We start from the raw sequence: 14,751 nt of genomic DNA on the forward strand, positions 1-14,751 counted from the left end.
TAACTAAAGGAGAATTGCTATGACCAAACCTAAAATCGTCGCTTTTGTTGAGCCGAGCTTCTACGGGGTGAGCTTCGCAAGAGCGGCCTTTCAGCAGGGCTGCACGGTAATTTCGATTGTTTCCTCTGTGGATAACCCGCGCACGTATGGCTATGAGGGCATTTACCATGATTTAATTGTTGCGGATATTAGAGATGAGGAGTCCGTTTACGAGGCCATCCGCAGCTCAGCGTATTTCGGCAAGCTGGATGCATTAATTCCGGCGACAGACTATGCCTCGCATTTGACGGCAAAGGTTTCAGAGCGGCTGGGGCTTAGAAGTGTACCTTATGAAGCGGCGTTAAAATCAAGAAATAAAGATTTGGCCCGCGAAGCCTATGAGGCGTTTGGGGTGCCAAGCGCAAAATACAGGAAGGTGAGAACCTATGAGGAAGCGGAGGCTGCGGCTCGTGAAATTGGCTATCCAATTGTACTTAAGCCGACCAACTGCGCAAGCAGCCAAAATGTTTATTTTATTTCCGGGCAGGATGAGCTGAGGGAAGCGATGGCGATCATCTCGGATTTTAAAGTAACGTATATGGATTTCAAAGTAAGAGAGGAATATTTGGTTGAAGAATATTTGGAGGGCCAGGAGTTCAGCGTGGAAATTTTCCTTGAAAATAGCGAGCCTGCGTTTGCGGTCGTTACCGAAAAAATAACGTCGCCGCTGCCTTATTTCGTTGAAGTAGCGCATACACTGCCGACCTCCGTGCATACGGATAAGCAAGCGGAAATTATTGAAACGGCGGTAAGTGCGCTGCGGGCCATTGGCATTACGGATGGCCCTAGCCATGTCGAGGTGAAGCTTTCGGAGCAAGGTCCGCGAATCATCGAAGTGAACGGCAGGCCGGGAGGCGACAATATTTCCTCGGATTTGCTCGTTCAAGCGCTCGGCGTTGATTTTTTTGAAGCGACCGTTCATTATTATTTAGCAGAACCTGTAAATGTTCATGCCAGCCGCAGCCGGGCGGCGGCGATCGCTTATTTGCTGGCCGAGAAGGACGGCACAGTTGCCTCTGTAGAAGGGCTTGAGCATTTGCAGCCGGGAGACGCTATCGTTCGTTCGCATATATCGGTTCAGCAAGGGGACCAGATTTCCGTAGCCAAAAGCTCGGATGACAGGCTGGGTTATGTCATAACTGTGGCCGATACACCGCAGGAGGCGAAGCAGGCCGCACTTGATTTAATAAGTAAGGTAGAGCTGGTCTATCAGTAGCCTAAGCAAGCTTGCCATTTTAAACACCTACAGGGGGACTACAAGCAGATGACGAACATTCTGATTGTGAACGGACATGATTATTATGACAGAGCGCAAGGGAAGCTGACCCAGACGCTCGTTGCCGCGGCGGTTTCACAGCTATCGGCGCAGCATACGGTTCAGACAACGACGGTTGCAGAGGGCTATGAGGTGGAGCAGGAGATTCAAAAATTCCAGTGGGCGGACGTCATTATTTTTCAGACGCCGATTTATTGGTTCAGCATTACGGGCCTGCTCAAAAAATATATCGATGACATTTACCTGCCGAACATATTCTTTGGCAAAGCGAAGGAGTTTGGCCGTGGCGGCCTGCTCACCGATAAAAAATATATGCTGTCGCTCACATGGGGAGCCTCCGCTGCCGCTTTCTCGGATCCAGCGGGCTTCCTGGAAGGAAAAAGCGAGGACGAGGTGCTGTTCAGCGTACATAAAACCCAAGAGTATTGCGGGCTTAAGCAGCTGCCTACATTCTCGCTTTATTCTTCCATGCGTGAGCCTGATGTGGAAGATGGCTTAGCCAAGCTTGAGGCTCATTTGAAAAAGACGTTCGAGCTTTGAGCCGAAGCGGGCTAGCTTACAAATCCTGTATAGCGATTTCGCAGATGGCACGATTTTTTGCTTCAATTTCACTACGGCGGGGAATGGGCGGAATATTCGTCAAATCATCCAGCCACCATTCGGGCAGCTCACTAGGGCTGCTTTCTTGCCATTTATCGAGCCATTGTTGCGGCAGTCGCAGCTTGCTCCCAAGAGGGAGCTCAGCTTCCTCCAACCCCGCAGCAGCTTTGCTTGCAAGCTCCAAGGCGATTGGATGATCGATCATCGTCAGCCATACGAGTGCCCAGGCACGTGGAACGACGCGCCATAAATCGTAGCCGCCACCGCCAAGCGCGACCCATTTGCCGCCCGTAAATGCATGGGCAAGCTCGTGAATGATGGCAGGCATTTCGCTATAAATGCGCATGCTGCAATGAATATGCGACAGCGGATCATAGGCGTGGGCGTCGCAGCCATGCTGGCTAATAATAATGTCGGGCTTAAAAGCGGCCGCGACCTTCGTAATGGAGGAGCGGAAGCATTCCAGCCACGAATCATCCTCCGTATAGGGCTCCATTGGCAGATTAAAGCAGGTGCCGACGCCCGCATCGGTTCCTTTTTCATACACGTAGCCGGTGCCGGGGAATAGAAACTTGCCCGTCTCATGGATGGAGTAGGTGCACACATCGGGATCATTGTAAAAAATCCACTGCACTCCGTCGCCATGATGGACATCGGTATCGATATAAAGCACCCTCGCGTTATACGTTTCCCGCAAATGCTTGATGGCTACGGCCGCGTCATTGTAGACGCAGAAGCCGGAACCGCGCTCTGGAAAAGCGTGATGCAGCCCGCCTGCCATATGATAAGCATGCAGCGCATTACCGCTCATCACCTGCTCCGCCGCTTCTACGGAACCAGCAACGATAGCTGCCGCTGCGTCATGCATGCCAGGGAAAAAAGGCGTCTCCTCCGTATTGAGTCCAAATTGCCCGGAGCTGTCTTGTTCTTCTGGTGCAGGCGTCTGCATGCTGAGCTGCCTAACCGCTTCTATGTAGTCCTGGCGATGCGCCAGCGCGAGCATGTGGCTGCTTGCTTTGCGGCCGGTCTCATGCCACAGTTCCTCGGGGAGCGCACCCAGCGCTTGAAGCAGGTCAACCGTGAGCGTCAGCCTGATCGGATTAAAAGGATGCTCCTCGCCAAATTTATAAAGCGAGCAGTCGGGCTGATGCACAAAAATAGCATTTGACGGCATAAACGAATCACGTCCTCCTCCGGCTCATTACGCCGATCTATCCTTAATACATAAACCGCTGCCGAAACCGGACGCGGTCAAACTGTTCGATTGATGCCAGCGGTACTTCGCTGCCGATTCGCACCATCAGGCAGTTAGCGGGATGGGAGCATATTTCCGGATCATCCGTTGCGTACCAAATCATATCGACAGACTTCATCAGCTTTTCCATCATCGTGCGATAGTCCCAGACGCTTAATTCCGTGCTTTTCAAATCCCAATGCCAATAATATTCCGTTGTGAAAATAATCAGATTTTCCATCTGCTGCTCCGCGAAGGCGAGCTGGATCATTTTTTTGCCGAGCCCATAGGAGCGGTAGTCATTAGCTACTTCGACAGCGCCCAGCTCAACCAAATCGATCATATTCCCTTCGGACCATCGCTCGAGCTCATCGGGGTAATGGAAGGTGACATAGCCGACGATACAATCTTCTTCCCGGGCCAAAATAATTCGGCCTTCTTCCAATGCGGCAATTTCCACTAGCGCTTCATGCTGCTCGGCGGGCCTGCGAAACGCATCGAGGTCCTGATGCATCTTAAGCAGCGTTAGCTGCTCGGCAGGAACAGGCCCTTCCAGCACAAGCTCTCGTCCGTCCGCCAATATCACTTTGTCTCGCTGATAGTGTTTGCGATGCTGCAAGGCATACTCCCCTCTCTGTGGTGCTGCCTAAATGGTAAAGCTTGCTCTACTAATGGTTATAGCAAACATTCAGCCAAATGAAAAGCATGGTCGAAAATAAAGCAGATATGTTATAATCGTCCATGTAAGCGTATTCCACTCGGTAAAGGTGTAATAGATTTGATGGGAGAGTGATAGAATGTCTGATCTACATCAAGAGCGAATTCCAGCAGTAGCCAATAATTCTAACCTGGTTGATTATGATGAAGCTGTAAAAACCTTCCGATGGGAAACGATCGAGCAGCAGTTCAGCTGGCATCAGACCGGAAAGGTGAATATGGCTTATGAAGCGATAGATCGCCACGTTTCTGAAGGCAAAGGAGATAAGGTTGCGCTTTATTACAGCGACAGCTTGCGCGAAGAAGCTTATACGTTTGGGCAGCTGCAAGCGCAATCGAATCAATTTGCGAATGTGCTGCGGGGGCTCGGCATAACGAAGGGCGAGCGTGTATTTGTGTTTATGCCGCGAACGCCTGAGCTGTATATCAGCGTGCTCGGAGCGCTCAAAATCGGTGCCGTCATCGGCCCGCTATTTGAAGCGTTCATGGAAACAGCAGTCAAGGACCGTCTTCAAGACAGTGAAGCGTCTGCGATTATAACAACGCCAGCACTGCTCAGCCGGATTAAGCGCGATGAAATTCCATCGCTGCGGCATATTATCGTTTATGGCGATGAGGTGCAGACGGATGACGTAATCGTCGATTACGCCGCCGAGATGCAGCAGGCATCGACCGATAGCGAGATCGAATGGCTTGGACGCGAGGATGGTCTTATTTTGCATTATACGTCCGGCTCGACCGGCAAGCCTAAAGGCGTCTATCATGTACAAAATGCGATGATTCAGCATAAATATACAGGTCAAATTGTCCTCGATCTGAAAGAGGATGATATTTACTGGTGCACCGCCGATCCGGGTTGGGTAACGGGAACGTCCTATGGCATTTTCGCGCCATGGCTGAATGCAGCTACGATTGTCGTAAGAGGGGGCAGGTTCAGCCCAGCGGATTGGTACGGCACGATTCAAAAATACGGCGTCACCGTCTGGTACAGTGCGCCAACAGCGTTCCGCATGCTGATGGGCGCAGGCGATGACGTCGTATTGAATTACGACTTGTCCACCTTGCGTCATGTACTCAGCGTAGGCGAGCCGCTCAATCCAGAAGTCGTCCGCTGGGGACTAAAGGTTTACCAGCAGCGCATTCACGATACGTGGTGGATGACGGAAACGGGCGGACAGCTTATTTGCAATTACCCGTCGATGACGATTAAGCCGGGCTCGATGGGCAAGCCGCTGCCGGGCGTGGAAGCGGCGATTATTGATAATCAGGGCAATGTGCTGCCGCCATTCCGTATGGGCAATTTGGCGATTCGCACGCCATGGCCATCGATGATGCGCAAAATTTATAATAACCCTGCCAAATACGCGGAATATTTTCATCTGGAGGGCTGGTATGTATCAGGCGATTCCGCCTATATCGATGAGGATGGCTACTTTTGGTTCCAGGGCCGTATTGATGATGTGATTAATACAGCAGGCGAGCGAGTTGGGCCGTTTGAGGTGGAGAGCAAGCTCGTTGAGCATCCAGCGGTTGCAGAAGCAGGCGTTATTGGCAAGCCCGATCCGATGCGCGGCGAGATTATTAAAGCTTTTATCGCCCTGCGCGAAGGATACACGGCATCCGATGAGCTGAAGGCAGAAATTTCCCAGTTTGTTAAAGTGGGCTTGTCTGCACATGCGGCTCCACGGGAAATTGAATTCAAGGATAAGCTGCCGAAGACGCGCAGCGGCAAAATTATGCGTCGTGTGCTGAAGGCATGGGAGCTGAATTTGCCAACAGGCGATTTATCTACAATCGAGGATTAAGAAGTATAAGCTTAAAAAAGCTCCGGTTCCATGCAACGTTAGTTGCGGAACCGGAGCTTTTGATTTAGAACGATTCATCTGTGAAAAATAACGTTTAACCGCCAATGCTTGCTTTCGAGGAAGGAGCAGACTGTCCGGCTGCGTTCTCCGCTGTCACGTAGAACGCTCCTGATGTAAGCGGCGAGGCGTAGACGAAGCTCGTCTCTGCGGTAGAACCTACTTCCACATATTTGCCATCGCTGCCTGCGGCGAAATAAACATGATACACCGTGACCTGCTCGCCAGCTGCGCTCGCCTGCCAAGACAAGGTAACGCCTGTTTCATTGCCTTGCGCGGAAAGACCAGCAGGGGCTGCTGGTGCAGCCAAGCCGGTTTCCGGCGTTGGGCGAACATCAGGTCCTTGTTCTGGCCCTGGATCGCCGCCTTCCTCAGGAGGCTGTCCCGGATTAAGCGGATCAGGGACTTCAGGCGCGACAGGCGCTTTGCCGAAGCGGACAGTTTGGCTAGGTGCCGATTCCTTGCCGGCAACATCCACGGCTGTTACATAGAAGCTGTAGCCGTTGCTGGCACTGACGGTGAAGCTTGCGCTGTAGGTGTCTCCCAGCAGGATGGAATTTCCTACTTTGTTAAAGGAGCCTTCGTTAACGGCTTGATATAACCGGAAGCCAACGACATCCTTCTGGGCCGGAGCGGAGAAGGAGAGGCTGACTACGCCCTGACCAATCGATATGAGTGATACATTGCCCGGCGCACTTGGCGCACTTCCGTCATCCTTGCGAGGATCGACCTTGGAAGGCGCGTTTTTGCCTGCATCTGTAGGCAAGTAATAGCTTAGCGCTCTTCGGCTGCTTGCCGGAACGCGGGAAAGCACTTTGCTGATTTCATCCATAAGCTCGTCAAGCGGCTTCTTGCGCTTAATAACCGTCTGCTGCGAAATGAAATCGGAAGGTGTTGCATCTTGAGCGACATAATTGACGCCGTTGTAGCGTATGAATGACCTGTTCACAAGGGCATCATCCGCTTGTTTAGGAATATATTTTTTGTTGAACCAGTCGGTTACTAGCATACCTGCTGATCTTGTCAATGCCGTCGGCAGCTTGCCGCTGGCACTGGATACAGTGGCTTTAACAACGCCATCAGGCTGATTGAACGCTTTGGCCGCAAACATCTCCGGCTTCTGCTCGGCAAGCTGATTCATCATCTTCGCCCAGATTTCGCGGGCGCGCTTGCGGCTGGCGCCTTCGAGCGTATAAATCGGCTTCTCATAGCCGGCCCATACGCCAAGCGTGACATCTGGGGTGAAGCCCATGAACCAGACATCGCCGTAGTTTTGCGTAGAGCCCGTTTTGCCCGCGTACGGGATTTTACCGTAATTTTTGAGCCGCGAAGTAAGTGAATTCGCTGTGCCGCTTGGGCTTGAAATAACGGTGCGAAGCATATCCGTCATCAGGAAAGCGGTCTGCTCGGAAAAGACGCGAGTCGGCTCGTGCTGATGCTCATAGACGATTTTTCCATTAGCATCGGTAATTTTGGCGATCATGTAAGAATCATTGTACAGGCCTTGATTCGGAATCGAGCCATAGGCGCTGGTCAATTCTTCAACGGATACCCCGATGCTGAGTCCGCCGAGAACGCCAGTCTGTGCTGCATCATCTTCTGGCTGCAGCGTTGTAATGCCGAGCTTTCTAGTAAACTTCCAGGCTTCCTTAATCGTAACCTCATCAAGGAAAATTTTAAGCGCTGGCAAGTTAAGCGAGCGGTTGAGCGCTTCGCGAGCGGTAACGAGACCGCTGTAACGATTATTTGCATTTTTTGGAATATGATAGCTGGAACCACTATTTTTCAAAATAATCGGTGCATCATCCAAGATGCTTGCCGGTTGGATCAGCCCTTTATCAATGGCTGGCAAGTAGGCGGCGATAGGTTTCATCGTTGAACCCGGCTGCCGAGTCATCTGAGTGGCAAAGTTCATCTGCTCCTCGTAAAAATCACGACCCTCCAGCATGCTAAGTATAGCTCCGGTTTTATGGTCAACTAGGACAGCTGCAATTTGCTCAATGCCCTTCTCCTTGCTGTCCGGAGTGAAGTTGCTCGGATCATTTCCGATATCGCGCATCATTTTATAAATGTCTTTGTCAATCGTCGTATGCACCTGATAGCCGCCACGAAGCAAATGCTCACGCGCTTCTTCTATAAGATCGGCGTTTTCCTTCTTGCGCAGATCGGCTATGGTCAGTGTCGGGTCCTGCTGCATGAGCATAACTTCCGCCGCCTGGCGCTCTGCCTCCAGCATGAGGTAAGGATACGTCGTATAGGCTTTCGCTACTGGCTTCGCGAGCGAGCCGCGAATATCGAATTTTTTCGCCTGATCGTACTCCTGCTGGGTAATGCGTCCAGTTTGCAGCATCCGCATCAGCACGGTCGATTGACGCTCAATCGCGAGGTCAAAGCCGCCTTCATTGAACTGGCCTTTGCCGTTAAACGCGGTATAAGCGGAAGGACGCTGCGGCAGTCCGGCCAAATAAGCCGATTGCGCAATGTTCAGCTTGCTCAAATCGGTAATGCCGAAAACACCTTTGGCGGCTGCCTTGATCCCATATAAATTGTAGCCGCTGGAGCCATTTCCGAATGGTACTTTATTCAAATACGCCGCAAGAATTTCTTCTTTCGTCAAGTAACGCTCCATCCGCAGAGCGAGAAAAATTTCCTTCACTTTACGGCTGTCGGTTACGTCCAGGCTTAGAAATACGCGTCGCGCCAATTGCTGGGTGAGCGTACTGCCGCCCGTCTGCGTATCTTCATTAAGCAGCTTCTGCTTGACTGCCCGTCCCAAACCGTTCAAATCGACACCATAATGGGTTTCAAAATTATTGTCTTCAATAGCAAGCACGGCGTTAATGACTTGCGGGGGAAGCTCATCGTAATCAACTAGAATGCGATCTTCTTCCGTACGAAGCTGTCCAATAAGGGTATCATCATTAAAGAAGACAAAGCCTGTAACTGAGTTTTCGTTTATTTTCTCTTCAATTAAGGTTCGTGGTCGCACTTCTTCTCCTTTAACCAAAGAGGCAACATAGCCCGTTACGGCTCCTCCCGTTAGCAAACCGACGAATATGACGAGGTAACAGAGCCACTTTACTGTTAGCCATGTTACGAGTCCAAATGTGCGCCAGCCGCTTCTGCGGGATGATGATGGTTGTTGATCTTCCTGCATATGAATTAACTCCTCCTCCAATACACCCAACTATTATAGCATAAAACACCAGTTCGAAAAGAGGGAACCTGATTGACTTCACTCATTTGCTATGTTATGGATACACGAAATACAACATACCCGTTAAGCAGAGGAATTAATTAGTATGAAAAAATGAAATATAGCAAAGGGCTTGGGACAAATTGTGCAAGCTTATTTGATTTTTTTGAAACAATTTCCAAGGAAATAACGTAATAAATAAAAACAGTTATAGCAGCATTTGGTTGAAGAAAGGGGGGCATAGTGGAGGCGTTGTTCTGGGGCTGTCTGTTCGGCGGCGTGCTTTATGCAATTGTAAGCGTTATATTTGGCGATTTTCTAAGCTCTGCTTTTGACGGAGCGCTTGATTTCCTCGCCAGCGAGGGTTATGGCTGGCTTCAGCCTACCTCGCTCGTAGGCGGCATTACCGCCTTTGGCGGCGCAGGGCTGCTGCTGCAAAAATATTCACCACTGACAGCTGGAATTGTCCTTGTAATTGCTGGGTTAGTCGCGATTGTCGCAGGCGGAGGCGTATATTTCCTATATGTGAAGCCGATGAGCGAAAGCGAAAACTCCACAGCCGTCTCGATTCATGATTTTACCGGGCGGCTTGGCGAAGTATTGGTACCGATTCCGGCGATAGGCTGCGGCGAGGTGCTGATGCCGGCAGGCGCGGGATATTCCAATCAAATTGCCGCAAGCTTTGATGGCGAACCGATTCCAAGCGGCGTCCGCATTGTCGTGATTGAAGTAAAGGAGCATACGCTGTATGTTTCTCAGCTTGAAATATAGGAAAGGATATGATTTCGCCATCCTTTCTCTATATTCTCGGAATGAAACGCGCCGCGCCGCCAGAGGACGGCGACAGCCGTTTCACCTTGAATTCTAAGAATTTATAATTCATCCTTATATCCGCTTAGAATTCTCCGACAAAGCTCTTCGCACGTCCCAGAAGGACGACGAAGTCGTTTTTGCTTGATCCACTGCTGTAACTGGCTATTTGACAAATAGAGAGGAGCTTGATACTATGCCTGAATTTTTGCTTATTCCCATCATTGTTGTTGCTGTATTCGTTGTACTAGGACTCGCGTTCTGGGCCCGCTACAAAACCGTTAGCCCAGATGAGGCGATGATTGTTACAGGCTCATTTCTTGGAACACGCAATGTCATGACGGATGATAGCGGCCGCCGCATTAAAATCGTCAGAGGCGGAGGTGCATTTATACTGCCAATCTTCCAGAAGGCCGAATTTCTTTCTTTGCTTTCCCATAAGCTTGATGTATCTACTCCGGAGGTCTATACGGAGCAGGGCGTTCCGGTTATGGCGGATGGCGTCGCGATCATTAAAATCGGCGGTATCGTTGAGGATGTCGCGACAGCTGCCGAGCAATTCATGGGCAAGCCGACAGAAGAGCTGAAAAGCGAAGCGCAGGAAGTGCTAGAAGGACATTTGCGGGCGATTCTTGGTTCAATGACAGTAGAGGAAGTGTATCGTAACCGCGATCGATTTGCCCAAGAGGTGCAGAGCGTGGCGGCCAAAGACCTTAAAAAGATGGGACTGCAAATTGTCTCCTTTACGATTAAAGATTTGCGCGACAAGCACGGTTATCTGGATGCGCTCGGCAAGCCTCGTATTGCGGCAGTGAAGCGGGATGCGGATATTGCACAAGCCGAAGCGGTGCGGGATGCGAGAATCAAGAAGGCGAGTGCCGAAGAGGAAGGACAGAAGGCCGAGCTGCTGCGGGATACGAATATCGCAGAAGCGGAGAAAATGAAAGAGCTCAAAGTCGCTTCCTTCAAAAAAGACCAGGATACCGCGAAGGCGGAAGCGGATCAGGCCTACGCCATTCAAGAAGCTCGTGCGAAGCAGAGCGTGGTTGAAGAGCAAATGAAAGTTGAGCTCGTACGTAAAGAACGGGAGATTGACCTCGAAGGAAAAGAAATTTTGCGCAGAGAGAAGCAATATGACGCCGAGGTGAAGAAAAAAGCGGATGCTGATCGTTATGCAGTCGAGCAGGCGGCAGAAGGGGAGAAATCCAAACGGCTGCGCGAGGCGGATGCGCTCCAGTACAGCATCGAAGCTGAAGCGAAGGCTATGGCTGAGCAGAAGCGGCTGGATGGCTTGGCCGTAGCGGATGCTGAGCGCGCCAAAGGTACAGCGGAAGCCGAAGTGATCAGGCTGCGCGGTCTAGCGGAAGCTGAGGCGAAGGAAAAGCTGGCAGAGGCATTCGAGAAGTTCGGAGAGGCTGCGATTCTCGATATTATTGTGAAAATGCTGCCTGAGCTGGCAGGCAAGGTCGCTGAGCCAATCAAAGGCATTGATAAGCTGACGGTTGTCGATACCGGCAATGGCGAAGGGGCGATGCGTCTGAGCAACTACGTCACTTCCCTGATGGCAACAGCGCCAGAAATGCTGAAAAGTGTAGCAGGCATTGATGTTAATGCTTTAATGAAGGGATTGACGACGAAAAATACTTCAGTCCCTGCTCCAGTGCCCACTGCTGCAGTTCCGGCGAAAGCTTCCTCAACGAGCGACACGTTGATTCAATTGCTGTCCTCGAAGGAATTGAGCCAAGACGAGAACGACTAGTCATAATAAGCAAACAAAAAAATCCCTGAGCATCATAGGATGACCAGGGATTTCCTTTAAAATATAGGAAAGAATAGAATATTCTAACGCTATCCTTTCTCTATATTTCTCGGAATGAAACGCGCCGCGCCGCCAGAGGACGGCGACAGCCGTTTCACCTTATTAACGGCTGTAGAACTCGACGATTTGTTTAACGTCGATTTCTTGCGTCAACTCAGCACGTTCAGGGAAGCGAACATACTTGCCTTCAAGCGCTTGGTCGTTAAACTCAAGGTAGTTAGGCAGGTGATGACGGCCTTCCATAGCTTCTTTGATCGTTTTCAGACCACGGCTGCGCTCGCGCAGGCCGATTACGTCGTTAAGCGATACTGTGTAAGAAGCGATGTCGACTTTTTTGCCGTTAACTGTTACATGACCGTGAGATACCAATTGGCGCGCACCAGCACGCGAGTTGGACAGGCCAAGACGGTAAACGAGGTTATCCAGACGGCTTTCCAAAAGCACGAGGAAGTTGTCGCCGGAAATACCTTTCATTTTAGCTGCTTTATCGAACAAGTTGCGGAATTGCTTCTCGTTCAAACCATACATATGGCGCAGCTTTTGTTTTTCTTGCAATTGAACGCCATAGCCGCTCAATTTCTTGCGTTGGTTCGGGCCGTGTTGGCCTGGTGGAAATGGACGTTTGAGATCTTTGCCAGTTCCGCTCAGGGAAATACCAAGGCGGCGGCTTAATTTAAATTTAGGTCCTGTATAACGTGACATGCGTCGTGTTAACTCCTTCAACAAATGGGATTTTTGAAGATGGGGTTGTGTTTCGCGGAACAAGCTCAAATGCTCAAGTCAAAACTTAGAGCCTAACAAGCACCTCAGCCGCAGGCTTGCCAGTGAACCTATTCTCGAGGGTGACACAAAACCGTACGCCCATGTATTCAACAATTAATATTATATGAAATTCAAGCAGAAAGTCAAGAAAAATACCCGTTTGCGCTTTCTAGAATAAATATAGAGTCTTTAGGCCTATAAACCAACTGTTAATTAGTGCAATATTCTTAAAAATACAGTATGATGATGGTATCTTCTTCATACATAGATGACTGCTCATCTCCTTGTTTAGACCGACAGAAGGGTTGGGTGTTGCAGATGAACAATCGAAACCGAGATGGGAAAAATAACAATCACTTTGCTCAGGCTGCAGCTCCTGTAGAGCAGTTGCATCCTGAAATATGGTTTATGCACGAAGATATTAACGATGCGGACAGGCCATATATGATGCCGCTGCTTCAGGATAGCTTCGAACAATGGTTCAGAGAAGCAAGCGAAGAAACGGAAGCGATGCAGGGCGGTTCTTTTTTATTTGATTGGGAACTGCGTTTAATTGATAGCGCAGGCGCTATTAAAGGGCAGGAAGAGCTGTGGCACGATGAGCTGCAGCTGCTTGCTGCACAAGTGGCGGAGTCAGGCAGCGCTGCTTCAGTCTCGTTTGGAGAGCCGCTTATGCATGCTGCTGCTGTCCCGGTCCGCAAACGTTCGGATGGTGAGCCATTCAGCATATTTATACATATTGCCCCAAGCAGTGCCGCCAAAGCCGAGCAGCAAGCAAAGCTTAGCGCCCTTCATTTCCGCAGCTGCTTCTATCGCGCTTTCGAATATATATATGTCCGGGATTTGCTGCTCCAGCAAAAACGAACGGAGAAGGATGCGAATAGGCGGGATGCCCTTTTTCTGGCAGCTAAACGTTTGTATGATCAATTCGACGTTACTTCCGTGCTGTCCGAAATGCTGAGCAGTTTGGGCCAGCTTTACCCAAGCTCCGAAGTTAATCTGTATTTGTCACAGGACCATTTGAATGGCGACGCGCGCGTTAAGCCGCTTATTTTCAAAAATACTGCACATGACATTGTTGCGAAAGCTTTCATGGAAGGCAAGCCGATGACGCAGAAGGAGCGGGATGGCACGATACGCCTCGCGGTTCCAATGAACGGCAAGCAGGCGGCTTACGGTGTGCTCTGCATCTCGATTGACGCTGAGCGCTGGGACATTGCGAATATGCCGGCCTTCGTGCTGCTGGCCGATACGGCGGGATCTGCATTTGAGAATGCCAAGCTGTACGAGCAGTCCAATTTGCTCATCAATGAGCTTCGCGTCATTAATGAGCTGGCGAAACGGCTGAATCAGTCGTTGCAGCTTAAGGATATATTCAAGTTTGCGACGAATGAGCTGCTTAATATTTTTGAAGCCGATTATTGTTCGATTCTCCAATTGGATAAAGATCGCAACCAGTTTAATGTGATGTCCAGCAACATTCCTACGCTCGCACGTGAGCAATTTGTGCCGGATTACGGCTTTAGCGGCATTATTAACCGCACGAAAGAACCGCTTATTTTATCAGATTATTGGCAAACCCGTGTCGTAACATCTAAAATGATGGATCACACGGGCTCCCGCTCGCTTATCGCTGCGCCTATTATGGTGGAAGATGAAGTAGTGGGCGTGATCATGGTTACGCATAAAAACCCTCATTATTTCTCCTACGACAATTATAAGCTGCTCCAAATTATGTCCACACATGTTGCCCTGGCGATCACGAACGCTTCGCTGCATGCAGAAGTTCGCCGCATGGTTATTACGGACAATTTAACAGGGCTGCACGCCCGCCACTACTTGAACGAGCAAATTCAAAGCCGTCAGCGCAAAGATCCGCTAGGTTCACTCGTGCTCGTCGACGTCGACCATTTCAAACGAATTAATGACACGTTTGGCCATCAGGTTGGGGATCGTATTTTAATCCAAGTGAGCGAAATTATCCGGACCACCATTAGGCAGGGCGACATCGCTGCACGGTGGGGTGGCGAGGAACTGGCTGTATATTTGCCAGGCATTCGTTCTGAACAGGCGTTTCGGATCGCTGAACGTATACGTTTGCTCGTAGAAGCGGAGACGGACCCTAAAGTGACGGTATCCTGCGGTGTGTCGGAATGGACGTTTGAAAATGATAAAATTAGCGTCGAATCGCTATTTTATCGTGCAGATATGGCCTTATATGATGCCAAAAATAACGGAAGAAACTGTATTCGTCTCGGTGTAGGGTGAAAGCAGATATTAGATTATCTTTTAAAATAGAGGAGAAGCGCCTTGGGCATTGTGCTCAGGCGTTTTTTTGCATCCAGCAGGTTGTTTTTGTGGCAATAGTCAGTAGATGCCCAGAAAGGAATAAGGAGCCTACTGCTTCGGGGAAGCTAGAGGGAGCAAACGCAACCT

Annotated in this window: 10 protein-coding genes; 6 read left to right on the forward strand and 4 right to left on the reverse strand. The window is 50.1% G+C overall.

The features are described from left to right. The first annotated feature begins 19 nt into the window (after positions 1-19). Together WH37_RS10785 and WH37_RS10790 are read left to right on the forward strand one after the other, a co-directional pair. Positions 20-1,255 carry an ATP-grasp domain-containing protein gene (locus tag WH37_RS10785; RefSeq protein WP_046230568.1) on the forward strand — a complete coding sequence of 412 codons (1,236 nt, stop codon included), beginning with the start codon at positions 20-22 and terminating at the stop codon, positions 1,253-1,255. 48 nt (positions 1,256-1,303) lie between these two features. Beyond that, positions 1,304-1,855, forward strand: coding sequence for an NAD(P)H-dependent oxidoreductase (locus tag WH37_RS10790; RefSeq protein WP_046230569.1), 552 nt, complete (start codon positions 1,304-1,306; stop codon positions 1,853-1,855). A gap of 16 nt (positions 1,856-1,871) precedes the next feature. On the opposite strand, the gene WH37_RS10795 is transcribed toward WH37_RS10790, so the two are convergent. Both WH37_RS10795 and WH37_RS10800 read right to left on the reverse strand, forming a co-directional pair. Beyond that, on the reverse strand, positions 1,872-3,089 hold the full coding sequence (locus WH37_RS10795) for an acetoin utilization protein AcuC (RefSeq protein WP_046230570.1): 1,218 nt from the start codon (positions 3,087-3,089) through the stop codon (positions 1,872-1,874). Positions 3,090-3,132: 43 nt separating this feature from the next. After that, the gene (locus WH37_RS10800; RefSeq protein ID WP_046230571.1) at positions 3,133-3,768 is read right to left on the reverse strand and encodes a GNAT family N-acetyltransferase; all 636 of its coding nucleotides are present in this window, start codon (positions 3,766-3,768) and stop codon (positions 3,133-3,135) included. A gap of 178 nt (positions 3,769-3,946) precedes the next feature. Between WH37_RS10800 and acsA the strand changes: the two genes are divergently transcribed. Next, positions 3,947-5,671, forward strand: coding sequence for an acetate--CoA ligase (gene acsA / locus WH37_RS10805; protein WP_046230572.1), 1,725 nt, complete (start codon positions 3,947-3,949; stop codon positions 5,669-5,671). Between the two features lie 94 nt (positions 5,672-5,765). Here acsA and WH37_RS10810 read toward each other — a convergent pair whose 3' ends face one another. Next, entirely contained in the window at positions 5,766-8,885 is a 3,120-nt protein-coding gene (locus WH37_RS10810; RefSeq protein WP_046230573.1) for a penicillin-binding protein 1A, read from the reverse strand. A gap of 282 nt (positions 8,886-9,167) precedes the next feature. On the opposite strand from WH37_RS10810, the gene WH37_RS10815 reads away from it, so the two are divergent. Together WH37_RS10815 and WH37_RS10820 are read left to right on the forward strand one after the other, a co-directional pair. Next, entirely contained in the window at positions 9,168-9,695 is a 528-nt protein-coding gene (locus WH37_RS10815) for an NfeD family membrane protein (RefSeq protein WP_046230574.1), read from the forward strand. A gap of 235 nt (positions 9,696-9,930) precedes the next feature. Next, positions 9,931-11,493 (forward strand): flotillin family protein, encoded by a 1,563-nt coding sequence (locus WH37_RS10820; RefSeq protein ID WP_046230575.1) that lies wholly within the window; start codon positions 9,931-9,933, stop codon positions 11,491-11,493. A 162-nt stretch (positions 11,494-11,655) separates the two neighbouring features. On the opposite strand, the gene rpsD is transcribed toward WH37_RS10820, so the two are convergent. After that, positions 11,656-12,255 (reverse strand): 30S ribosomal protein S4, encoded by a 600-nt coding sequence (gene rpsD / locus WH37_RS10825; RefSeq protein WP_046230576.1) that lies wholly within the window; start codon positions 12,253-12,255, stop codon positions 11,656-11,658. Between the two features lie 378 nt (positions 12,256-12,633). Here rpsD and WH37_RS10830 point away from each other — a divergent pair, with 378 nt between their 5' ends. Then, positions 12,634-14,583, forward strand: a complete 1,950-nt coding sequence (locus tag WH37_RS10830) for a sensor domain-containing diguanylate cyclase (protein ID WP_046230826.1) — start codon at positions 12,634-12,636, stop codon at positions 14,581-14,583. Positions 14,584-14,751 lie beyond the last annotated feature (168 nt).

Origin of the sequence: Paenibacillus algorifonticola, assembly GCF_000971975.1 — a bacterium.
GTDB lineage: Bacteria > Bacillota > Bacilli > Paenibacillales > Paenibacillaceae > Pristimantibacillus > Pristimantibacillus algorifonticola.

Bases quoted from the DNA above. Each gene is read 5' to 3' on its own strand.
- WH37_RS10785 (WP_046230568.1), top strand. From the start codon at position 20: ATGACCAAACCTAAAATCGTCGCTTTTGTTGAGCCGAGCTTCTACGGG.
- WH37_RS10790 (WP_046230569.1), top strand. From the start codon at position 1,304: ATGACGAACATTCTGATTGTGAACGGACATGATTATTATGACAGAGCG.
- WH37_RS10795 (WP_046230570.1), bottom strand. From the start codon at position 3,089: ATGCCGTCAAATGCTATTTTTGTGCATCAGCCCGACTGCTCGCTTTAT.
- acsA (WP_046230572.1), top strand. From the start codon at position 3,947: ATGTCTGATCTACATCAAGAGCGAATTCCAGCAGTAGCCAATAATTCT.
- WH37_RS10810 (WP_046230573.1), bottom strand. From the start codon at position 8,885: ATGCAGGAAGATCAACAACCATCATCATCCCGCAGAAGCGGCTGGCGC.
- WH37_RS10820 (WP_046230575.1), top strand. From the start codon at position 9,931: ATGCCTGAATTTTTGCTTATTCCCATCATTGTTGTTGCTGTATTCGTT.
- rpsD (WP_046230576.1), bottom strand. From the start codon at position 12,255: ATGTCACGTTATACAGGACCTAAATTTAAATTAAGCCGCCGCCTTGGT.
- WH37_RS10830 (WP_046230826.1), top strand. From the start codon at position 12,634: ATGAACAATCGAAACCGAGATGGGAAAAATAACAATCACTTTGCTCAG.